The organism is Ruegeria sp. P10 (genome assembly GCF_056534925.1).
This window is the reverse complement of record NZ_JBQERJ010000004.1, coordinates 141,162-161,475: the sequence shown is the minus strand read 5'-3', so window position 1 is coordinate 161,475 and position 20,314 is coordinate 141,162. Positions and strand designations below refer to the sequence as shown.

19 protein-coding genes and 2 tRNA genes are annotated in these 20,314 nt (G+C 57.6%); 11 read left to right on the top strand and 10 right to left on the bottom strand.

Annotation, left to right across the window (positions count from 1 at the left end):
- Position 1: 1 nt before the first annotated feature.
- The 4 genes from ribD to ACR0FB_RS08625 form a co-directional block, all read right to left on the bottom strand.
- Positions 2-1,102, bottom strand: coding sequence for a bifunctional diaminohydroxyphosphoribosylaminopyrimidine deaminase/5-amino-6-(5-phosphoribosylamino)uracil reductase RibD (gene ribD, locus ACR0FB_RS08640; RefSeq protein WP_480619080.1), 1,101 nt, complete (start codon positions 1,100-1,102; stop codon positions 2-4).
- Positions 1,099-1,569: a transcriptional regulator NrdR gene (gene nrdR, locus ACR0FB_RS08635; RefSeq protein WP_117869416.1), complete on the bottom strand. Its 471-nt coding sequence runs from the start codon at positions 1,567-1,569 to the stop codon at positions 1,099-1,101. The genes ribD and nrdR overlap by 4 nt, the downstream gene beginning before the upstream one ends.
- Before the next feature lie 120 nt (positions 1,570-1,689).
- The gene (locus ACR0FB_RS08630) at positions 1,690-2,103 is read right to left on the bottom strand and encodes a secondary thiamine-phosphate synthase enzyme YjbQ (protein WP_171206899.1); all 414 of its coding nucleotides are present in this window, start codon (positions 2,101-2,103) and stop codon (positions 1,690-1,692) included.
- A 21-nt stretch (positions 2,104-2,124) separates the two neighbouring features.
- Positions 2,125-2,529, bottom strand: a complete 405-nt coding sequence (locus tag ACR0FB_RS08625) for a hypothetical protein (protein ID WP_171633427.1) — start codon at positions 2,527-2,529, stop codon at positions 2,125-2,127.
- Positions 2,530-2,987: 458 nt separating this feature from the next.
- Here ACR0FB_RS08625 and ACR0FB_RS08620 point away from each other — a divergent pair, with 458 nt between their 5' ends.
- Entirely contained in the window at positions 2,988-4,028 is a 1,041-nt protein-coding gene (locus tag ACR0FB_RS08620; protein WP_480619078.1) for a helix-turn-helix domain-containing protein, read from the top strand.
- Between the two features lie 161 nt (positions 4,029-4,189).
- On the opposite strand, the gene rpoD is transcribed toward ACR0FB_RS08620, so the two are convergent.
- The 4 genes from rpoD to ACR0FB_RS08600 form a co-directional block, all read right to left on the bottom strand.
- Positions 4,190-6,178: an RNA polymerase sigma factor RpoD gene (gene rpoD, locus ACR0FB_RS08615; protein ID WP_171633431.1), complete on the bottom strand. Its 1,989-nt coding sequence runs from the start codon at positions 6,176-6,178 to the stop codon at positions 4,190-4,192.
- 113 nt (positions 6,179-6,291) lie between these two features.
- Complete coding sequence (gene dnaG / locus ACR0FB_RS08610; protein ID WP_480619076.1) at positions 6,292-8,238, bottom strand: DNA primase; 1,947 nt, start codon at positions 8,236-8,238, stop codon at positions 6,292-6,294.
- 80 nt (positions 8,239-8,318) lie between these two features.
- A complete protein-coding gene (locus ACR0FB_RS08605; protein ID WP_152457544.1) occupies positions 8,319-8,615 on the bottom strand; it encodes a hypothetical protein in 297 nt (98 codons plus the stop codon).
- A 119-nt stretch (positions 8,616-8,734) separates the two neighbouring features.
- Positions 8,735-10,165, bottom strand: coding sequence for a Glu/Leu/Phe/Val family dehydrogenase (locus ACR0FB_RS08600; RefSeq protein ID WP_171723528.1), 1,431 nt, complete (start codon positions 10,163-10,165; stop codon positions 8,735-8,737).
- Between the two features lie 335 nt (positions 10,166-10,500).
- On the opposite strand from ACR0FB_RS08600, the gene ACR0FB_RS08595 reads away from it, so the two are divergent.
- The 3 genes from ACR0FB_RS08595 to ACR0FB_RS08585 are packed head-to-tail and all read left to right on the top strand — an operon-like array spanning position 10,501 to position 13,266.
- A complete protein-coding gene (locus ACR0FB_RS08595; RefSeq protein ID WP_480619074.1) occupies positions 10,501-12,138 on the top strand; it encodes a Tad domain-containing protein in 1,638 nt (545 codons plus the stop codon).
- Positions 12,135-12,665: a TadE/TadG family type IV pilus assembly protein gene (locus ACR0FB_RS08590; protein ID WP_480619073.1), complete on the top strand. Its 531-nt coding sequence runs from the start codon at positions 12,135-12,137 to the stop codon at positions 12,663-12,665. The genes ACR0FB_RS08595 and ACR0FB_RS08590 overlap by 4 nt, the downstream gene beginning before the upstream one ends.
- Before the next feature lie 4 nt (positions 12,666-12,669).
- Complete coding sequence (locus ACR0FB_RS08585) at positions 12,670-13,266, top strand: TadE/TadG family type IV pilus assembly protein (RefSeq protein WP_171633443.1); 597 nt, start codon at positions 12,670-12,672, stop codon at positions 13,264-13,266.
- Here the strand turns inward: ACR0FB_RS08585 and ACR0FB_RS08580 are convergent.
- Positions 13,228-13,707, bottom strand: coding sequence for a hypothetical protein (locus ACR0FB_RS08580; RefSeq protein ID WP_171723532.1), 480 nt, complete (start codon positions 13,705-13,707; stop codon positions 13,228-13,230). The genes ACR0FB_RS08585 and ACR0FB_RS08580 overlap by 39 nt on opposite strands.
- 157 nt (positions 13,708-13,864) lie before the next feature.
- Here ACR0FB_RS08580 and ACR0FB_RS08575 point away from each other — a divergent pair, with 157 nt between their 5' ends.
- Positions 13,865-14,776: a pirin family protein gene (locus tag ACR0FB_RS08575; RefSeq protein WP_209833495.1), complete on the top strand. Its 912-nt coding sequence runs from the start codon at positions 13,865-13,867 to the stop codon at positions 14,774-14,776.
- A gap of 21 nt (positions 14,777-14,797) precedes the next feature.
- Here the strand turns inward: ACR0FB_RS08575 and ACR0FB_RS08570 are convergent, their stop codons facing one another.
- On the bottom strand, positions 14,798-15,385 hold the full coding sequence (locus tag ACR0FB_RS08570) for a TetR/AcrR family transcriptional regulator (protein ID WP_171633449.1): 588 nt from the start codon (positions 15,383-15,385) through the stop codon (positions 14,798-14,800).
- 102 nt (positions 15,386-15,487) lie between these two features.
- Between ACR0FB_RS08570 and ACR0FB_RS08565 the strand changes: the two genes are divergently transcribed.
- The 6 genes from ACR0FB_RS08565 to ACR0FB_RS08540 all read left to right on the top strand — a co-directional run bounded on the left by ACR0FB_RS08565 (position 15,488) and on the right by ACR0FB_RS08540 (position 20,311).
- A complete protein-coding gene (locus ACR0FB_RS08565; RefSeq protein ID WP_171170524.1) occupies positions 15,488-15,736 on the top strand; it encodes a hypothetical protein in 249 nt (82 codons plus the stop codon).
- Between the two features lie 127 nt (positions 15,737-15,863).
- Positions 15,864-17,150, top strand: coding sequence for a homoserine dehydrogenase (locus tag ACR0FB_RS08560; protein WP_171633452.1), 1,287 nt, complete (start codon positions 15,864-15,866; stop codon positions 17,148-17,150).
- A 69-nt stretch (positions 17,151-17,219) separates the two neighbouring features.
- Entirely contained in the window at positions 17,220-18,203 is a 984-nt protein-coding gene (glpX, locus tag ACR0FB_RS08555; RefSeq protein WP_171633455.1) for a class II fructose-bisphosphatase, read from the top strand.
- A gap of 93 nt (positions 18,204-18,296) precedes the next feature.
- Positions 18,297-20,039 carry a single-stranded-DNA-specific exonuclease RecJ gene (gene recJ / locus ACR0FB_RS08550; protein ID WP_480619071.1) on the top strand — a complete coding sequence of 581 codons (1,743 nt, stop codon included), beginning with the start codon at positions 18,297-18,299 and terminating at the stop codon, positions 20,037-20,039.
- A 98-nt stretch (positions 20,040-20,137) separates the two neighbouring features.
- Positions 20,138-20,212, top strand: a tRNA-Glu gene (locus ACR0FB_RS08545).
- A gap of 24 nt (positions 20,213-20,236) precedes the next feature.
- A tRNA-Glu gene (locus ACR0FB_RS08540) sits at positions 20,237-20,311 on the top strand.
- Positions 20,312-20,314 lie beyond the last annotated feature (3 nt).

The following is a 20,314-nucleotide window of genomic DNA, read 5'->3' as shown; positions in this document are numbered from 1 at the left end:
GTTATTCCGACGCTCTGCGCCAACGATGTAATACATCCCCGCCGACCGCCTGCGTCTCGATCAATTCGAATTTGGGGGCGGCCTCCAGCGTTTCCAGACCTAGTGTCCCGACCGCGGCCAGGCCTTCGGCCCCGATGGTTAAGCCGGCAGTGAACCCGATCAGCTCGTCCACCAGATCTTCGGCCAACAGCGAGGCCCCAAGCGCGGCACCGCCTTCGCAGAAGACACTGGTCAAACCGGCCTGACCCAGTTGCTGAAGCAGATCCACCGCGTCGATATGGTGATCTTTCAACGCACAGGGGATCAGCTTTGCTCCCAATCCCTCCCACGCCTGTGCACGTTCGGCATCCGGGTGATGCGCATGGCAGAGCCAGACAGGTATCTTTGAGGCTGTGCGCGCCAGCTGCCCCATCAGAGAAATATCCATATGGCGGGACACCACGACGCGGACGGGTTGATGCTCAACGCCAAGATCCCGCACGGTCAGCGAGGGGTCGTCGGCGCGCGCCGTCCCTGCCCCGACCATCACCGCATCGTGACGTGCACGCATGGCATGGACCACACGACGTGCCTGCGGTCCGGTGATCCATTGGCTGTGCCCTGTCGAGGTTGCGATGCGCCCGTCAAAACTGCTGGCCATCTTCAGCGTCACAAAAGGCCGGCCTTGTTCAGTCTTGAGGAAAAAGCCTTCCAGATCCCGTTCTGCCTGTTCCGCAAGAACGCCAGTTACAACGTCAATTCCCGCCTCGCGCAAAATGGCAAAACCCTGCCCGGCCACGCGCGGATCGCTGTCTTCGACAGCGGCCACAACACGGGATACTCCTGCCGCAATCAAGGCCTCGGCGCAGGGCGGCGTTTTGCCGTGATGGGCACAGGGTTCCAGCGTTACATAGGCGGTCGCACCACGCGCAACCTGCCCGGCCTGAGCCAAGGCTTCGGTCTCGGCATGAGGGCGGCCACCCGGCTGTGTCCAGCCCCGCCCGATGATCCGGTCATCACGAACGATGACACACCCCACAGCGGGGTTCGGCCAGCACATCCCCTGACCGCGCCGCCCCAAAGACAGGGCAAGCGCCATGAATCGCTTATCTGTTTCGTTCACTCGTCAGTCGAAGGCTGCGGCGGGCGCAGTTCGTGGACGAACTCCTCGAAATCATCGGCCGCCTGGAAATTCTTGTACACACTCGCAAAGCGAACATAGGCGACAGTGTCGATCCGCGCCAGAGCTTCCATAACGATCTCACCGATCTTGTTGGACGGGATATCCGTGTCGCCCATGCTTTCCAGACGGCGCACGATGCCCGAAATCATCTGATCGATCCGTTCGGGATCAACGGGGCGTTTCTGCATCGAGATGCGGATCGAACGCTCCAGCTTGTCGCGATCGAAATCTTCGCGTTTACCATTGGTCTTTATGACAACCAGATCACGCAGTTGCACACGTTCGTAGGTCGTGAACCGTCCGCCACAGGCCGGACAGAACCGGCGTCGGCGGATTGCCACGTGGTCCTCTGCCGGGCGTGAATCTTTCACCTGAGTGTCGATATTTCCGCAAAACGGGCAGCGCATCCGCCGTCTCCTCGTCCCATGTTCGGCCTCTTTTTGTAAGCGCTGCGGCTTACTTATCCACAACTATAGGGCAGCCGCTAGGGTTTGGGTAGTCGGAAATTCAAACCGCTAAATAGTGGGTCAGGCCAGATACGCCGCAACCTTCCTTTGATGCGGCGCAGTGCGGTGTTCAAACAGGTAAATCCCTTGCCATGTTCCCAGAACGGGTCGTCCCTGCGACACCGGGATCGTCAACGAAACCGGCAAGAGCGCGGCCTTGATATGCGCAGGCATATCGTCCGGGCCTTCATAGGTGTGCCGCAGATACGACATGGCGGGGTTGTCTGACGGTGGAACCAGCCGTTCAAAGAACGCCTGAAGATCTGTTTGAACTTCGGGGTCCGCGTTTTCCTGGATCAGCAATGAGCAGGAAGTGTGGCGAACGAACAGGGTCAAGACCCCATCTTTCGCCACCCGTTCAAGCCATTGCAGAACGTCGGACGTGAATTCGTAAAGCCCCGGTCCATGGGTGTGCAAAACGAACTCGGTCTGCATCGTGACTATCCTGCGGGTTGGTCAGTCGTTGAAGAACGGTCGATAATTACACCGTGCATTCGCACCTTGTACAGATTCACTGTTGCCAGGCTGAAACCCGAACGAGACAAAGCTGCTTGGTTGTGCATCGACCGTTTGAGGCGGCTTGATGGAAAACTGAACCGCTGTTCTGCGACCGGTTGTGACACTGGGCCCGTATCCTCGCAACACGTAAATCCGGTCCGTCCAGCCCGACCCCAAGGTTCGACGTGCATAATCCGCGGCGGCGCACCAATAGCCTTCGGCGCGCATGTCGCCGCGGGGGATGACCTCAAAATCAGTGGCGTTTATGGGTTCCGTTCGAAACCCGTTCCGCGCAGCGTCTGCTGTCAATGGAACACTGAAGGCCAAGGCTGCCAACGCGGCGAAAGTGTATGACTGTTTCATGGTAATTTCTTCCCTGATTGCTTGTTCCAAATTGTGACCTCTGAATAGGTTAGTCGAACTTCACTGCGCGCACAGGGTGCCTCACGATCAATTCAGCCCGCCTGGTACATAGCGTGATCCGGCGTGAGCCAGCCTTGACAGCGGATCAGCAGGCCCAAGCCCGGCGTCGCAGAACAACGCGTCACTTGCAGAAAAAGAGCGTGCCGGGGAGCCCTGAGCAGAGATTGGTGATTTCTCCGAGGCTCTGACCTCATCCCCATGAAGGTCCCGACCCGGCAACAAAGCTGATTTGGACAGCCGCGCGCTACACTTCATGCGCGTTCCGGTCAAAACCTTTCGAGAACTTGCCAACAAGTAGTACTCAAGTGCAAAATCCTTTCTGCCAAAAGCCAAAGTCAACAAAGGGATTTCCCTGATAAACTGTTAATGTATTTGAGAACGTAAGGTGTTGTACCACGATGGATGTAGATATCGACCGACTACATTTTTTGATCCAGGCGCTGGATCGCCACGCCGGCAACAGCGAAGTATCCCAGCGGGTATTGCAACAGACCGGGCTGTGTCAGCAGGATATCGCGCCCCCTGCCGCAGTCTACAGCGCACATAAAGAGGCCCTGTTCATCCGGCACGCCTGTGACGCCGTTGGTGACATCACATTTGCGGCGCGCACTGGGCTCGAGGTCACGTCGGCCTCGACCGTAACAGGGTATATCAGTAAATACTCACGCGATTTGAGGCAGGTGATGGAAAACCTGTCCCGTTTTCATGGCATCATCGATCCGGCCATCGGGCTCAGCTTTCGTGTTGCCGGCAACTTCGCGGCCCTTGAGGCCGATTGGAAAGACGCCAGCTTTGCCCGCTATCATCGGCGCACGGAATTCCTGTTGTTCGCTGCGCTGGCCAGGATGAGAAACCTCACGCAGGTGAAGTTGCACCCGATCGAGATGCGCTTTCAGCACAAAGTTGGAAGCCACGCCAAAACCTACGAAAAGCTGACAGGCTGCCCGGTGGTTTTCAACGCTGAAAAGATCGAGATCATTCTGCCGCTATCTGCGCTGGAATTGAAAGTGCCGACCTATGATCCAAAGCTGCGTGAGCATTTGCTGGAATACGGTGAACGTCTGCTGGCCGAAAAACCACCCCCCAAGCACAAGACCCGCGCCCGTGTCGAAGGTCTGATCACCCGATCCCTGCCCGGCACAATCCTGCAAGCCGAAGATGCGGCGGCTGATCTGGGGATGAGCCTCAGAACCTTCAGTCGACGCCTCAAGGATGAAGGCACAAGCTATCGCGATATTGTGGACGATCTAAGATGTGATCTGGCCCAGACTTTCATCACAAATGGCATGACTCTGTCTGAAATCTCATACGCGCTGGGGTATGCCGATCAGGCTGCTTTTTCGACCGCCTTCAAACGGTGGACAGGTCAGCCGCCCAGCGCCTTCAAGACCCGAGTGGAACATCCCATTCGGACAGCTGGCCGGGGGTCATCAGCCTGAAAAACCTCGCCCCGGCCTGTCCCATGAGTGGACAAGACCGATATAGAAAGGCACACCGCCACGGCCTTGTGCTATCGCGCCAACGTGATGCGAGAACCAGCCAATGTGAACAAAAAAAGGCGCCTCTGACGGGGCGCCTTTGTTCTGATAGATCTTTGTTCTTATTGATCCAGGAAAGACCGGAGTTTTCGTGAACGGCTGGGATGCTTCAGCTTCCGCAGCGCCTTGGCCTCGATCTGACGAATCCGTTCGCGGGTCACGCTGAACTGTTGGCCGACTTCTTCCAAAGTATGGTCGGTGTTCATACCGATGCCAAAACGCATCCGCAGAACCCGTTCTTCGCGCGGGGTGAGCGAGGCCAGAACCCTTGTGGTGGTTTCCTTGAGGTTTTCCTGAATGGCGCTGTCCAGGGGCAGCACGGCATTCTTGTCCTCGATGAAATCGCCCAGTTGGCTGTCTTCCTCGTCGCCGATGGGTGTTTCCAGAGAAATCGGCTCTTTGGCGATCTTCATCACCTTGCGCACCTTCTCGAGCGGCATCTGCAGCTTTTCGGCCAGTTCTTCCGGCGTCGGCTCACGGCCGATTTCATGCAGCATCTGACGGCCCGTGCGCACCAGCTTGTTGATCGTTTCGATCATGTGAACCGGAATACGGATCGTGCGGGCCTGATCCGCGATCGAGCGGGTGATCGCCTGGCGGATCCACCAGGTCGCATAGGTCGAGAACTTATAGCCACGACGGTATTCGAACTTGTCCACCGCCTTCATCAGGCCGATGTTGCCTTCCTGAATAAGATCAAGGAATTGCAGGCCACGGTTGGTGTACTTTTTGGCGATCGAGATCACCAGGCGCAGGTTGGCTTCGACCATTTCCTTCTTGGCCTGCCGCGCCTCTTTCTCGCCCTTCTGAACCTGCTGCACAATACGGCGGAATTCCGAGATATCCAGACCGACATACTGGCCGACCTGAGCCATGTCGTTGCGCAGCTCTTCGACCTTCGCGGTCGAGCGTTCGATGAACATCTGCCATCCCCGGCCCGGCTTTTCGGCCATCTCGGCCAGCCAGTTCGGATCCAGTTCACGGCCCCGATACGCTTCGATGAACTCACGGCGGTTGATGCGTGCCTGATCGGCCAGCTTGACCATCGCGCTGTCCAGAGACATGACGCGGCGGTTGATGCCATAAAGCTGGTCGATCAGCGCCTCGATCCGGTTGTTGTGCAGGTGAAGGCCATTCACCAGTTCGACGATCTCAGCCCGCAGTTTCTGATAGGTTTCTTCATCCTTTTCACTGAACGTACCGTCTTCGTTCAGCGTGGCCGAAATCCGGCTGTCCTGCATTTCAGACAGCATCGAGAAGTCGGTCGAGATACGCTCCAACGTTGTCAAGACCTGATCCTTCAGCGCCGCTTCCATCGCGGCCAGCGACATGTTGGCCTGATCGTCGTCATCGTCATCGTCATCGTTGTTCAGCGGGTTGCCATCCGCATCCAGCTCGGGGCCGGTATCCTTGGCTGGCTTGTTCGCCTGCACGGCCGAGGTATCGACGACCGGCTCTTCAACGTCACCGTCTTCGTCCAACTGGTTTCCGAACGTGGTTTCCAGATCAATGACGTCCCGCAAAAGAATGTCTTCGGACAACAATTCGTCATGCCAGATTGTGATCGCCTGAAAGGTCAGCGGGCTTTCACACAGGCCCGCAATCATCGTATTGCGACCGGCTTCGATCCGCTTGGCGATTGCGATCTCACCCTCGCGGCTCAGCAGTTCGACCGACCCCATCTCACGCAGATACATGCGCACAGGGTCGTCGGTGCGATCCAGCTTTTCTGTACCGGAACCGGCCAGTGCAACCTCACGGTTGCTTTCCGCGGCAACCAGTTCGGTCGAGCCTTTGTTCTCTTCTTCTTCGGCCTCTTCATCTTCGATGATGTTGATGCCCATCTCGGACAGCATCGACATTACGTCTTCGATCTGTTCAGAACTGACCTGATCAGGCGGCAAGACCTGATTGAGCTGGTCGTAGGTAATGTAACCTTTCTCGCGAGCCTCGGCGATCATCTTCTTGACGTTCGCTTGGCTCATGTCCAGCGAGATTTCCTGTTCCTGCTCGTCGGATTTGCGGTCTTCGTTCGTATCCTTGGCGGCCATTCAATGCTCCTGCAGGGATGGGTGATTCGTCTCAGCCGAATCATTAGCGCGTATAAGTGATTCGGCCACCCGTTTACCCGTTTTTCTTTTCCAGTGCCTTACGAAAACACCACTTATCGGCGTTTCCGCTCGAATTTGATGCCAGACATGATCGCCGCAAACGCGTCTTTCTCGTCACGATTGATTCGCGCCCCATTGTCAGCAATGTCGAAAACGGCCCTATCCTCGTTCTGGCTTCGACACGTGCGGTTGCGCTCTTCGGCGGCTTGCGCCAGCCGGTAAGTCAGCGCCTCATCGGGCAGATCAGACAACTCTTCTGCCGCTTCGGCAATCTCGGCATCCAACCCCCGGAGCGCTTTGATCTTTGCGAGTTCCTCGGCCAGTGTCATCTCGGCCTTTTCAACGTCGCCTGGCTTGGACACACAGGGGATGACTGCCACATGGCGAAGGGTCAGCAGGTTTTCAAGGGCGTCAGGCCCCATTGATGCGATAATGTGGTCTTTCAGGTTGTCCGGGTCATCAATTGCGTGACGCAGGACAGCATCGCGCAATGCCGCATAGTCAGGATTGTGACATTCCATTTCTTCCAACTGTTGCTCAAATTGGACAACAACCTTGGGATTCAGAATTGAGATCGCCAGAATAGCGGCTTCGCGCAGCTGGATATCCGCGTTTTCCGATGAGGCCAGAAACGAACTGCGCGCGCCCGGCGTCGCGGTCTGCTGCGGCTGCCATTTTCCCCGCGGTTGCCACGGACGGTTTTGAGGTTGTCGTCGCGGGCGGAACAGTTGCCAGCGCAGGTCTTTGATTTCCTGACCGTAATGCAAGCGGATCGAGGGATCTTGGATCAGCTTGATCTTGTCCCGCAGTGCCTTGTCCAGTGCTGCCTTGCGTTCCGGGCTGTCGAATACCTTTCCTTCGGTTTCGCGCTGCCACAACAGTTTGACCATCGGTATGGCCCCTTCCAGAACGGCCTGAACGGCGCCCGGGCCTTCTGTGCGCAACAGATCGTCCGGGTCCTTGCCTTCGGGCATCAAGGCAAAACGCAAGGATTTTCCGGCCTCCAGCAGCGGCAGTGCCAGATCAACCGCCCGCATGGCCGCCCGCAGACCCGCGGCATCCCCGTCTAGTGCAATGATCGGTTCATCCGCGATCCGCCAGAGCAGGTGCAACTGATGTTCAGTAATGGCCGTTCCCAAAGGTGCAACCGACGCGCTAAACCCCGCCTCGGCCAGCGCGATCACGTCCATATACCCTTCGGCCACAATCAGCGGCTGCCCTTTGCCCGCCGCCTGCCGCGCCGGACCTTGATTGTAAAGGCTGCGCCCCTTGTCGAACAACTCGGTCTCGGGCGAGTTCAGGTATTTCGCGTTGTCATTCGGATCCATCGCGCGGCCACCGAATGCAATGCAGCGCCCACGCGGATCCCGGATCGGGAACAATATCCGGTTGCGGAAGGTGTCATAGGGTTTTTTGCCTTTGTTTGAAGGCTTGGCCAGCCCGGCGCCAAGGATCAGTTCCTCTGGGATGCTCTTGCCGCGCAGGTGATCCCAAAGCGCCTGCCAACTGTCCGGCGCAAACCCGATCTCCCACCGATCCAGCGCGCTTTGATCCAAACCCCGGCGCGACAGGTAATCCCGTGCCTCTGCCCCCGCCGCTGTTTTCAGCTGCAAGCGGAAAAACTGCACCGCCTGTTCCATCACATCGGCAAGCTGACTGCGGCGATCCTGCTTTTCCTGTGCTTTCGGATCCCGCGCAGGCATCGGCATGCCAGCCTCTCGGGCGAGGATTTCAACCGCTTCGATGAACGAAACATTTTCCGTTTCTTTCACAAAGCTGATCGCGTCGCCCTTGGCGTGACAGCCGAAGCAGTAATAAAACCCCTTCTGATCATCGACATGGAATGAGGCCGTCTTTTCGTGATGAAACGGGCAAGGCGCCCACATGTCACCTTTGCCTTGATTGGATTTGCGCTGATCCCACATCACCTTGCGCCCGACGACCTGAGACAGGCTCAGGCGGGTGCGCAGTTCATCCAGAAATCCGGGGGGCAGTGACATATGTCAAACCTGACAGAAACAGGAACGCGCGCCAAGGGGATGGCGCGCGTTTGTCCACAGGGAAATGTCCGGGCTGTGGATTATTGCTGCAAACACAACTCAAGCCAAGCAGCGCCCAGATCCTTTTTGCGCACATCGCGCATCTTTTGTTCATAGACCCACGGCGTGATCAACGGAATCGCGGCATTGTAGTTCTCGGGCCATGTCGGGCCACTATCCGCCACGGCTTGCGCCACATCGCGTTCTTTCACGCGGTCCAGCCGCGCCTTTTGGATCGCGGCCACCACATCCGCCTGATATTTGCAGCTTTGTTCCTTAGTTTCCTGAGCGGCCAAAGGGGTGGCCAGTAGAGCCGCGACAATGGCTATACGCAACATGGAGGTCTCCGGGATTCGTTTCTCTGAGTGTCTACTATCCGTCAAACTAACGGGCCGCCATCGACATTCAAGCCGCAGCGCGAACCGGCGGGGCGAAATGATCACCCCGCCCGCCTGATTTACAGCCCCTTGGCGCGATAGCTTTTGGCCACGCGGTCGATCGCCACGATATAGGCCGCAGTACGCAGGTCTTCGACATCGTCGCGGCTGTGCCACACTTCACGCATGGACTGGTAGGCGATCCGCATCGTGTCATCGAGGCCCGAGCGCACCAGTTCAAGCTCATCGGCACCCTTGAGGTATTTTGCTTTAAAGTCCGGAGACATCGACCACGCGTCACCCAGATACCTGTCCAGCCGCTCCAGTTCGCTGACGATCAGTTCATGTCGCGCCTCTTCCTGGCGGCGCTGCATCCGGCCGAAACGAATGTGGCTTAGATTCTTGACCCATTCAAAATAAGACACCGTCACACCACCCGCGTTGGCATACATATCCGGGATGATAACGGTGCCTTTCTTGCGAAGAATCTCATCCGCGCCAGCGGTGACCGGGCCATTCGCTGCCTCGATGATCAAAGGTGCCTTGATCCGCTCGGCGTTGGAAAGGTTGATGACACCCTCAAGGGCAGCCGGGATCAGAATGTCGCATTCAGCCTCCAGAACGCTTGCACCTTCCGCTGAATGAGTCGCGTCCGGATAATCCTTGACGCCGCCATGCTTGACGATCCACTGGCGGACGGCTTCGACGTCGATACCATCCGGGTTAAAAAGCGCTCCGTCCCATTCGATGATACCCACAATGCGCGAACCGTCTTCCTCGCTCAGAAACTTCGCGGCGTGATACCCCACGTTGCCGAGCCCCTGCACCACAACACGCTTGCCGTCCAGCTTGCCCGACAGGCCGGCCGTCTTGACGTCTTCGGGGTGACGGAAAAATTCACGCAGAGCGTATTGAATGCCGCGTCCGGTCGCTTCGACCCGCCCGGCGATGCCACCTGCGTTCAATGGCTTGCCGGTCACACAGGCCCGTGCATTGATGTCGGTGGTGTTCATCCGCGCGTATTGGTCCGCCATCCAGGCCATCTCGCGTTCGCCCGTTCCCATGTCGGGCGCCGGAACGTTCTGCGACGGGTTGATCAGATCCCGCTTGGCAAGTTCATAGGCAAAGCGGCGCGTGATCTGTTCCAGTTCGTGTTCTTCGTATTTCCGCGGATCAATGCAAAGACCGCCTTTCGATCCGCCAAAAGGCGTTTCGACAAGAGCACATTTGTACGTCATCAACGCAGCCAGCGCTTCGACCTCATCCTGATTCACCGCAGTGGCATAGCGAATGCCGCCTTTGACCGGCTCCATATGTTCGGAATGGACAGACCTGTACCCGGTGAAGGTGTGGATCTCACCGCGCAGACGCACACCGAACCGAACTGTGTAGGTCGCGTTGCAAACCCGGATTTTCTGCTCCAGCCCCGGCGGCAGTTCCATCAGGGCGGCCGCCCTGTTGAACATCAGGTCAACACTCTGGCGAAAGCTTGGTTCTTGGATGCCGGTCATAAAATCCTCCGTACCGCTGGATGACGAAACGTCATGACGTTTTGTCGCACCACTCAAGTCTGGCTGCAATCAAACAATGCACTTTTTTTCATCACCTACCTAACACAGACTTGAGTTTCTGATGGTGAGTCGCCCAATCCGGTCAATCGCTTAACGGATTGTTTTCATTTCATCGACAGACCATGGGAAAACGTGAAAATTATACCCCCTGAGCGCCCAAAAAGGCCAAAACCAAGCCTTTTTCGCCCAATTCACGCCACGTTTGAAAATTAACTTTGTCCCAAATCTTTTTTTCTTTGACGCACGAATTCGACGTGTGAAGCGGAGTAACCAGAATGCTGAATTCCTTGCTTTGTAACGACGGCTCGAAACCGAAGCGCAAAACGTTCAAATTAGAGCAGTTCGCTCGCAACGAAGATGGCGCCTTCACTATTTTCGTATTGTTTATGGTGGTCCTGATGCTGGCGATTACCGGCATGGCCATGGATGTCATGAAATATGAACGCGACCGTGCCAGCCTGCAATCCACACTGGATCGCGCTGTGCTTGCCGCCGCGGACCTCGACCAGGACCTTCCCGCCAAGGCGGTCGTCGATTCTTACATGGACAAGGCCGGGCTGGGCAATTTGAACGCCATTACGACGGTTGTTGAAGGTTTCGGCTCCAAAAAAGTAAGTGCTACAGCCGAAGCCGTTGTTCCAACCCGCTATCTGAGGTTCGGCAAAGTCACCGAACTGGGTCTCGTTGCGACCAGTGCAGCTGAAGAATCCATTGGCGCCGTTGAAATCTCATTGATTCTCGACATCTCCGGCTCAATGTCGCGCTCGTCTGCCACACCATCGAAGACAAAAATCGCAGTTTTGAGAGAAGCTGCGTCAGAATTTGTCAGGCTCATGCTGGACAAACCGAACGAAACGCAGATTTCAATCTCGATTGTTCCTTACGCAACGCAGGTCAACGCAGGAGCATCGATTCTGGACAAGTTCACGAATGTCACCCAAGAACACAGCTATTCGCACTGCGTAAACTTCATTCCAGAACAGTACAGCGATTCTGATCTGGAACGGGATGACACCCTCGAACGCACCGCGCACTTCGATCCTTTCACCTATTCTGAAGGGACTATCGACCTGCCCGTTTGTCCGGTCCGCGCAGGAAGTGCAATCACCCCTGTCACCGACAATATGAACAAACTGCTTGCCCAGATTGCGTCCCTCACCCCAGGTGGGAACACATCAATCGACATCGGTATGAAGTGGGGTACTGCCCTGCTGGATCCGAGTATGCGCGGAATTGTTCGCGACCTGTCGCTGGAACAGGATCCGTCCCATGCAGGCACAACAATTGTGCCATCAAAATTCTCGGCCCGTCCCTCGGACTATGGCACCGACGTTCTGAAGATCGCCATTGTTATGACCGATGGTCAGAACACCGATCAATACATGCTTAACCCATCGCTGCGCGAAGGTATGTCAGACGTCTGGTACAACCCGGAAGCTGATGAATACACCGTGTACCACTCTCAGGGTCGTCCGAATTTTTTCTGGCCTCAGCAAGATGTTTGGGCGGATCATCCCTACGGAAACCCGGAACCTGAGACGCAGCTGAACGAAGAACCTGGAACAGCCGTTCGGTTGTCATATCCTGAACTGTTTAACCGAGTATCTTTGGCATGGAACGCACGGTACAACTATTACTGGCAGTCCAGCGGTTGGGCGGAATGGTATTCCAAGGCTTACGAGAAAGTTGAAACGTCGGCCAAGAACCAGCGCACCAAGCACATTTGTGATGCGGCCAAAGATCAGGGAATCATCGTTTACGGTATCGCGTTCGAGGCGCCCAGAAGCGGGTACAGGACCCTCAAAGACTGTGCCAGCTCTGACAGCCACATCTATGACGTAAGTGGCCTGAACCTTGAGAAAGCCTTTGAATCCATCGCATCGTCGATCCGCAAACTGAGGCTAACCCAATGATCAGCGGAAAGCTGTCGCAACTCCGCCTGTTTCGGCAATCCGAGGCAGGGAATGCGACAATCGAGTTCATCATGCTCGTACCCTTCTTCCTGGCGCTTCTCGTGGCAGGAGCCGAACTGTCCATCATCACAATGCGGCATGCTGCTTTGGAGCGTGGGGTGGACCTGATCGTAAGGGATATTCGGCTGGGTACGGGTACAAACTGGAATCACGACGTGATCAGGGATCGGATTTGCGAAGTGTCCGGAATCAAGGATTGTACAGGGAATTTGCGACTACAAATGGTCAAGCAGGACGCGTTCGCTGGTATCGTGCTTTCAGACAGCATCCCCTGCACGGACAGTTCCGAAGATCCCAAGCCGGTTTTGGATTTCAAAAGCGGCCAATCCAACGAGTTGATGATCCTGCGAGCCTGCCTGCGCATAGATCCGGTTCTTGAGACCTCAGCCATTGCCAAGCTTGTCCCGGACGCTACCGGCCACTATGCGGTGACCGCAACAACGGCATTCGTACAGGAGCCAGAGTAAGATCATGTCTGTACTCCAATATCTGAAAAATCGCGTCAAAGTCTTCAAGAAAGACGAAAGCGGCATACTGACCGTTGAAGCCCTCATGATTTTTCCATTGATGTTATGGACGATCACGTTCACGTTCACTGCATTCGAGGGGTTTCGTCAAAGCGCCTCCAATCTAAAGGCAGCTTATACGATCAGCGATCTGATTTCGCGTGAAACGCGGGCCGTGACCGATGTGTATATCGACTCTCTGCACGATTTGGCAGGCAAGATGGTCAACAACCGGTCAGATGTGAAGATGCGTATTTCTCTGATTATTTACGATGAGGACGATGATCGCCACTACGTTCGCTGGTCGACCGTACGCGGCTTTGATCAGGAATGGGATGACAACAGGATCGATGAAATCGAAGACCGCCTGCCGCCAATGCCCAATCAGGACACCGTTATTCTGGTTGAAACGTCCAATGAATACATCCCCACATTCAGACCGGGCTGGGATTTTGCGACAGGTATCACCTTTGAGAACTTCATCTTTACCCGTCCCCGCTTTACAAACGAAGTTGCTTGTAACTTAACTCAGACCCCGTTCGTCTGCACAAATAGCGGATAGAATTTCGGACATGAACTTGGCCTCGGCGGCAGATGTCATGCCGCCCACGCCAACCCGGCGACCGATCCGCCACCACAAGCCGGGGGCCCATTGGTTCGTATCTTTGAGCTTGGTGCGAACCAGAAAACCGTTTGACGGCTTGAACGCAAACACACCGCGATCCACCGATTCAATATCAGCCACCTTTGCGATCAATCGGCCTGACCCGGTACGCAACTCCGACTGTGTCAGTTCAATATGGTCCTGGGTCGCGTGCCATACACGATAGGCCAGCCAAAGCGACGCGCCCCCTACAGCAAAAAGAAATACTTGCCACGCCGGTTCGGGCGGCGATGCCAAAGCGACGTATGTGACCAGCATCCCAACCGTCGACAGCATCCCTACTCCGATCCACCGTCTGGGGGATGATGCCTGAATCGTTGCCAGCACTTCGTCCTGCATGGATGTCTCCTGTCCGTTCCGCTTCGACTTAGCGATTTTCCGGGGGAAACAACAGGGCTTTGGTTGCGCAGCAAATTTGCACAGCTCCGGTTAATTGACGCTGATTGACCGCATTCACGCAGGGGTTACATGCTGATCAAACGAACCGGAGGCGAATATGTCCCTTAGACCCACACTTGAAACACGCAGGGCCACCCCGACGATGGAAGGGGCTGGCGTGAAACTTCACCGCGCATTCGGGTTTCAGGACCCGTCCGAACTTGATCCATTCCTGCTGTTCGACGATTTCAGGAACGAACGCCCGCAGGACTATCAGGCCGGTTTTCCCTGGCATCCGCATCGCGGAATCGAGACGATCACCTATGTTCTGGCCGGATCGGTCGAGCACTCGGATTCGCTGGGCAACACCGGCACTTTGGGCGCGGGCGACGTGCAGTGGATGACGGCGGGGTCCGGAATCCTGCATCAGGAAATGCCGCAGGGAAACACCTCGGGGCAGATGCACGGGTTTCAGCTTTGGGGCAACCTGCCTTCGGATCAGAAGATGACTGCCCCGCGCTATCAGGATGTTCAAAGCAAGGATATCCCCGAAGTCACTGATGACGACGGCACCACCGTTCGTGTGATTGTAGGAGAGTTCTGGGGCAAAACCGGCCCCGTGGATGGCATCGCGGCAGATCCACAATATCTGGACATCTCGGTTCCCGCGGGTGTGAAGAAGACCTTCCGCATCGACACTTATCGCCGAGCCTTCGCCTATGTCTTTCAAGGTCAGGCAGCCTTTGCAGATGCGTCACGCCCGTCCGGTGTGCTGTTGGAAAAAGAGGTCGCCGGGCAAGAGGTGAATATCCGGGATATGTCGGGCGACCGCACGCTTGTACGTTTCGGGACGGGGGACGAAATCACCGTTCAGGCTGGCCCCGAAGGCGTGCGGTTTCTGTTGATCTCGGGGGCTCCGATCAATGAGCCCGTCGCATGGCACGGGCCTATTGTGATGAACACGCGGGCCGAACTGGAACAAGCCTTTCGGGAGTTGCGTAACGGGACCTTCATTCGCCCTGCGCACTGACACAGTGACGGTCTGGCCCTGTCAGGCCGTTACTGCCTTATGCACCATGTTCCAATAAATCTGTTCGACCTCGTCCAGTGACAGTCGCCCTCCGGACCTGTACCAGGTCATCACACCGTTCAACATGGCAATCACCGCCAGCGTGGCGATCTTGGTGTCCGGTATCGCAAACTGACCAGCCTTCTGGCCAGAGTGAAGGATGTCTTCCAACGCGTTTTCATACTGACGCCGAAGATCTTCGATTTCGGCGAAGTTTTCGGGTGAGAGGTTGCGCAGTTCCATATAGGCGATGAACACCTCGTCCGGGCGTTGCAGGTGGAAACGTATGTGAAAACCGACAAATCGGCGCAACGCTTGCTGGCAGTCATCGCAGCGCTCCAGCGCGTTGAGCGCCGAAAGCAGATCCTGCATATGCTCTCGCATCAACCGATACAGCAAACTCTGCTTGTCCGGCGTGTAATTGTATAGCGCCCCCGCCTGAACGCCGACCTCTTTCGCGATCTGCCGCATCGAAACCGCCGCATAACCGTGGCGCGCAAACAGGTTCAGGGCCGCCTTTCGAATGCGCGGGCCTGTGATATCAGAGTGGGAGCCTTGAGTACGTGCCATCCGCCCACAGTATCTGAACAAATGTTCATATAGAACCCCGCTTGATCGGCGCCGGCAAAAGGTGCATCACGAAAGGACGAACGAAACCGAAAAGCGTGCCACATGAAACTGCTGCCTGTTCTGCCTATTATTCTTGTGTTTGCCGGGTGTTCAGACTTTCCCGAACTTGAAGGCAGTGAACCGGCCTCGGTCAAATCGGCCCCCTACCCGCGTCTTATTCCGGTGCAGGAAACGTTGGGGCCTTCGATTGATCCCGTCAGCCAGGCCGCAGAGGTGGAAGAAGACCTGACGCAGCGCAGCGAGGCGCTGGCGAAAAAGGCTCAGGCGTTGCAAAACGCGCAAACCAACTAAAGCGTGACATTTGACCTCGACAATCCCCCGGTGACGGATTGCACCCTTGGCCTGAACCCGATAAGGCAGCGCTGATCGGGCAGGCGTCCGAATTCAGACAAGTTTCGAGCGGAAAGGAACCCACGACATGACACAGGCACTGCGGCTGGGAATTGCGGGCTTGGGAACTGTCGGCGTGGGTGTCGTCAAAATTGTTCGCCGCCATGCAGATTTGCTGAAGGCGCGCACGGGCCGGTCGATTGAAATCGTGGCCGTATCGGCGCGGGATCCGAACAAGGACCGCGGTGTGAACCTGTCGGATTATGCCTGGGAAACCGACCCGGTTGCGCTGGCGAAACGTGACGATATCGATGTCTATGTCGAACTGATGGGCGGTGAAAACGGTCCGGCCAAGGCCTCGGTCGAAGCCGCGCTGGCCAGCGGCAAAGACGTCGTGACCGCCAACAAGGCATTGCTGGCCATTCACGGGCAGGAACTGGCCGAACAGGCCGAAGCTGCTGGCCGCGTCATCCGGTTTGAGGCCGCAGTCGCGGGCGGTATCCCCGTCATCAAATCCCTGACCGAGGGGCTGGCCGGAAACGAGATCACACGCGTGATGGGCGTGATGAACGGTACCTGCAACTACATTCTGACCCGGATGCAATCGCAGCGTCAGGGCTATAACGCCCTTTTCGATGAATGTGCAGAACTTGGGTATCTTGAGGCCGACCCCAATCTGGATGTCGGTGGCATCGACGCCGCGCACAAACTGGCTTTGCTGGCCTCGATCGCTTTTGGCACCAAGCCGAATTTTGACGGGATTGAGATCGAAGGCATTCAGCAAATCAGCCTCGACGATATCGACCAGGCCGAGGATATGGGCTTTCGCATCAAACTGCTGGGCGTGGCACAGCGCACCGCGCGCGGGCTGGAACAACGCATGCAGCCTTGCCTTGTGCCCAGCGACTCGCCCTTGGGGCAATTGGAAGGCGGCACCAACATGGTGGTGATCGAAGGCGACGCGGTTGAACAGGTTGTTCTGCGCGGCCCCGGTGCGGGTGAAGGCCCGACGGCCAGCGCCGTGATGGGCGACGTGTGCGATCTGGCACGCGGGCTGCAAATCCCGACCTTTGGCCGACCGGCCAAATCGCTTGAGGCTGCGGCGCCCGCCGTCACGGGCCTGCCAGCGCCTTATTATCTGCGGCTGGGTCTGCTGGATAAACCGGGCGCACTGGCCAAGGTTGCAGCCATTCTGGGCGATGCCGGTGTTTCCATAGACAGGATGCGCCAGTACGCCCATGCCGAAAGCACGGCGCCTGTGCTGATCGTTACCCACAAAACCACCCGCGCCGCGCTGGACGTTGCGCTGGACGGGTTCCTGGAAACGGATGTGGTTGCCGGTGCCCCCGTCGCGTTGCGGATTGAAGAGGTTTGAACTTGCGACCTGTATGAAACGCAAGCTATGCCGATAGAAACGGCTTAAATGACCAGAGGATACATGACAATGAGTGCTGCCAAAACCGATTTCAACGACCGCCTGCTGTCTCTGGGGCTGGCAAGGGTGGCGGAACAGGCTGCGCTGGCCTCGGCTTCGCTGGTGGGGCGTGGTGACGAGAAAGCCGCCGATCAGGCCGCCGTAAATGCGATGCGCGAACAGCTGAACCTGCTGGACATAGCTGGCGTCGTGGTGATCGGCGAAGGCGAACGCGACGAAGCTCCGATGCTTTATATTGGCGAAGAAGTCGGCACCGGAAACGGCCCCGGCGTGGACATCGCGCTGGATCCGCTGGAAGGCACAACACTGACCGCAAAGGATATGCCCAACGCGCTGACCGTGATTGCCATGGGCCCGCGCGGCTCGATGCTGCATGCGCCCGACGTTTACATGGACAAGCTGGCTGTTGGTCCGGGCCTGCCCGAGGGTGTCGTCAATCTGGACATGTCTCCACGTGAACGGGTGGAAGCCTTGGCAAAGGCCAAGAACTGCAAGCCTGCGGACATCACCGTCTGCATTCTTGAACGCCCGCGTCACGAGGCGATGATCGCCGAAGTGCGCGAAACCGGAGCATCGATCCGCCTGATCACCGATGGTGACGTGGCAGGTGTCATGCATTGCGCAGAAAGCGAAGTGACCGGCATCGACATGTATATGGGCCAGGGTGGCGCCCCCGAAGGCGTGCTTGCCGCTGCCGCGCTGAAATGCATGGGCGGTCAGATCTTTGGTCGCCTGTTGTTCCGCAACGATGACGAGCGGGGCCGTGCTGCCAAGGCGGGCATCACCGATCTGGACCGGGTCTATTCGCGCGATGAAATGGTGACCGCGGATGTGATCTTTGCCGCAACGGGTGTAACCGGCGGCTCTCTGTTGCCGCGCATCAAGCGCGAGCCGGGTTGGGTGGAAACCACGACGTTGCTGATGCGTTCAAAGACCGGGTCCGTACGCCGCATGTCGTATCGCACCCCCACGTGGCCGCACGATAACGCCTAACGGCTTGCGCCGTTGCCTCCGGCGGGAGTATTTGGGAAAAGATGAAAAGGCCGGGTCCGAAAGGATCCGGCCTTGGTTCACAAGGGGCAGGCAATGGGTTTTCTTGGCGTAGAACAATCACTGACCGGGCGGCGCTGGGTTGGCCCGGAAGCCGAGCTGGAACGGGCTGCCGAGATGATGACACAACAGACCGACCTGCCGCGTGCGGTATGTCAGGTTCTGGCCCGTCGTGGCGTGCCGGTCATGGAGGCGCGCGGCTTTCTGGACCCCAAGCTCAAAGAGCTGCTGCCAGATCCCCGCGATATGAAGGACATGGAAACGGCGGCGGCGCGTTTTCTGGACGCCGTACGCCATCGCCAGAAAATCGCGGTGTTCGCGGATTACGATGTTGACGGCGGCTGTTCTGCCGCGCTGTTGCTGGTTTGGCTTCGGCAGATGGGGTTGCAGGCGACGCTTTATGTGCCGGATCGGATTGATGAGGGATATGGTCCGAATGTTCCGGCAATGCGGGAACTGGCAACCAGCCACGACCTGATCATTTGCGTCGATTGCGGCACGCTCAGCCATGAACCGATTGCCGCAGCCACGGGGGCGGACGTGATTGTTCTGGATCACCACCTTGGCGGCGAAACCCTGCCGGATTGCATTGCAGTCGTGAATCCCAACCGGCAAGATGAAAGCGGTGATCTGGGCTATTTCTGCGCGGCGGGTGTCGTGTTTCTGATGCTGGTCGAAGCAGGCCGCCAGCTGCGCGCGGCAGGCGCAAAAGGGCCTGACCTGATATCGATGCTGGATCTGGTGGCCCTGGCAACCGTAGCTGACGTTGCGCCTTTGATCGGTGCCAATCGCGCCCTGGTTCGACAAGGCCTGAAAGTGATGGCGCAAAGGCAACGCCCCGGACTTGTCGCGTTGTCCGATGTCTCGCGCATGGACACGGCGCCCAACAGCTATCACCTGGGTTTTCTGCTTGGCCCCCGCGTGAACGCAGGTGGTCGCATCGGGCAGGCCGATCTGGGCGCCCGCCTGCTGAGCACGGATTCCCTGCACGAGGCACAAGCCCTGTCCGAACGTCTGGACGCGCTGAACACGGAACGCCGGGATATTGAAAACGCCGTGCGCGCCGCCGCGATGGAGCAGGCCGAGGGTCGCGGGCTCGACGCGCCCCTGGTCTGGGCCGCCGGTGAAGGCTGGCATCCGGGTGTGGTGGGCATCGTGGCGTCTCGTTTGAAGGAAACCGCCAACCGTCCGGCCATCGTGATCGGCTTTGACGGTGATGAGGGTAAAGGCTCGGGGCGTTCGGTCTCGGGCGTGGATCTGGGGGCGTCGATCCAGCGGCTCGCGGCCGAAGGGTTGCTGGTCAAGGGTGGCGGTCACAAGATGGCCGCTGGGCTTACCGTCATGCGCGACAAACTGGAACCCGCCATGGAGCGCCTCAGCGAGCTGCTGGCAAAACAAGGCGCAGGTCAGGGCGGCCCTGCCGATATGAAGCTGGAAGGCGCCCTTATGCCGGGTGCCGCGACAGTGGACCTTGTCGAACAGATCGAACAGTCCGGACCGTTTGGTGCCGGAGCCCCTGCCCCGCGATACGCACTTCCGGATCTTCAGGTGCGTTTTGCCAAACGTGTCGGGGAAACGCACCTGAAGTTGTCATTATCCGATGGCATGGGTGGTGGGCTGGATGCGATTGCCTTTGGTGCCTTTGACGGTCCGATGGGCGAGAGACTGTCAAATCATGGTGGCGCACGCTTTCATTTTGCAGGCCGGCTTGAGGTGAACACCTGGGGCGGGCGGCAATCCGTGCAGCTCAGGCTCGAGGACGCGGCAGAGGCAAATTGACGTCTCGCTCGGACGGCGTAAAAAACTTTCTCATCCCTGCGTTTTTCGGCTTGCGGGGGTCACGGTGAAACCGTAAAAGGCCCTCCACAAGCCAGCGTGGCCCGTTCGTCTATCGGTTAGGACGCCAGGTTTTCAACCTGGAAAGAGGGGTTCGATTCCCCTACGGGCTACCACTTGTGCTTGCGTCACTACCATGTGGCCCGTTCGTCTATCGGTTAGGACGCCAGGTTTTCAACCTGGAAAGAGGGGTTCGATTCCCCTACGGGCTACCATTT

Excerpts from the sequence above, each read along its gene's own strand:
- ACR0FB_RS08570 (WP_171633449.1), bottom strand. The coding sequence starts at position 15,385 with ATGGCACGTACTCAAGGCTCCCACTCTGATATCACAGGCCCGCGCATT.
- ACR0FB_RS08620 (WP_480619078.1), top strand. The coding sequence starts at position 2,988 with ATGGATGTAGATATCGACCGACTACATTTTTTGATCCAGGCGCTGGAT.
- ACR0FB_RS08590 (WP_480619073.1), top strand. The coding sequence starts at position 12,135 with ATGATCAGCGGAAAGCTGTCGCAACTCCGCCTGTTTCGGCAATCCGAG.
- ACR0FB_RS08595 (WP_480619074.1), top strand. The coding sequence starts at position 10,501 with ATGCTGAATTCCTTGCTTTGTAACGACGGCTCGAAACCGAAGCGCAAA.
- ACR0FB_RS08585 (WP_171633443.1), top strand. The coding sequence starts at position 12,670 with ATGTCTGTACTCCAATATCTGAAAAATCGCGTCAAAGTCTTCAAGAAA.
- ACR0FB_RS08600 (WP_171723528.1), bottom strand. The coding sequence starts at position 10,165 with ATGACCGGCATCCAAGAACCAAGCTTTCGCCAGAGTGTTGACCTGATG.
- ACR0FB_RS08565 (WP_171170524.1), top strand. The coding sequence starts at position 15,488 with ATGAAACTGCTGCCTGTTCTGCCTATTATTCTTGTGTTTGCCGGGTGT.
- rpoD (WP_171633431.1), bottom strand. The coding sequence starts at position 6,178 with ATGGCCGCCAAGGATACGAACGAAGACCGCAAATCCGACGAGCAGGAA.
- glpX (WP_171633455.1), top strand. The coding sequence starts at position 17,220 with ATGAGTGCTGCCAAAACCGATTTCAACGACCGCCTGCTGTCTCTGGGG.
- ACR0FB_RS08560 (WP_171633452.1), top strand. The coding sequence starts at position 15,864 with ATGACACAGGCACTGCGGCTGGGAATTGCGGGCTTGGGAACTGTCGGC.
- ACR0FB_RS08575 (WP_209833495.1), top strand. The coding sequence starts at position 13,865 with ATGTCCCTTAGACCCACACTTGAAACACGCAGGGCCACCCCGACGATG.
- ACR0FB_RS08580 (WP_171723532.1), bottom strand. The coding sequence starts at position 13,707 with ATGCAGGACGAAGTGCTGGCAACGATTCAGGCATCATCCCCCAGACGG.
- recJ (WP_480619071.1), top strand. The coding sequence starts at position 18,297 with ATGGGTTTTCTTGGCGTAGAACAATCACTGACCGGGCGGCGCTGGGTT.
- nrdR (WP_117869416.1), bottom strand. The coding sequence starts at position 1,569 with ATGCGCTGCCCGTTTTGCGGAAATATCGACACTCAGGTGAAAGATTCA.
- ACR0FB_RS08605 (WP_152457544.1), bottom strand. The coding sequence starts at position 8,615 with ATGTTGCGTATAGCCATTGTCGCGGCTCTACTGGCCACCCCTTTGGCC.
- dnaG (WP_480619076.1), bottom strand. The coding sequence starts at position 8,238 with ATGTCACTGCCCCCCGGATTTCTGGATGAACTGCGCACCCGCCTGAGC.
- ACR0FB_RS08625 (WP_171633427.1), bottom strand. The coding sequence starts at position 2,529 with ATGAAACAGTCATACACTTTCGCCGCGTTGGCAGCCTTGGCCTTCAGT.
- ACR0FB_RS08630 (WP_171206899.1), bottom strand. The coding sequence starts at position 2,103 with ATGCAGACCGAGTTCGTTTTGCACACCCATGGACCGGGGCTTTACGAA.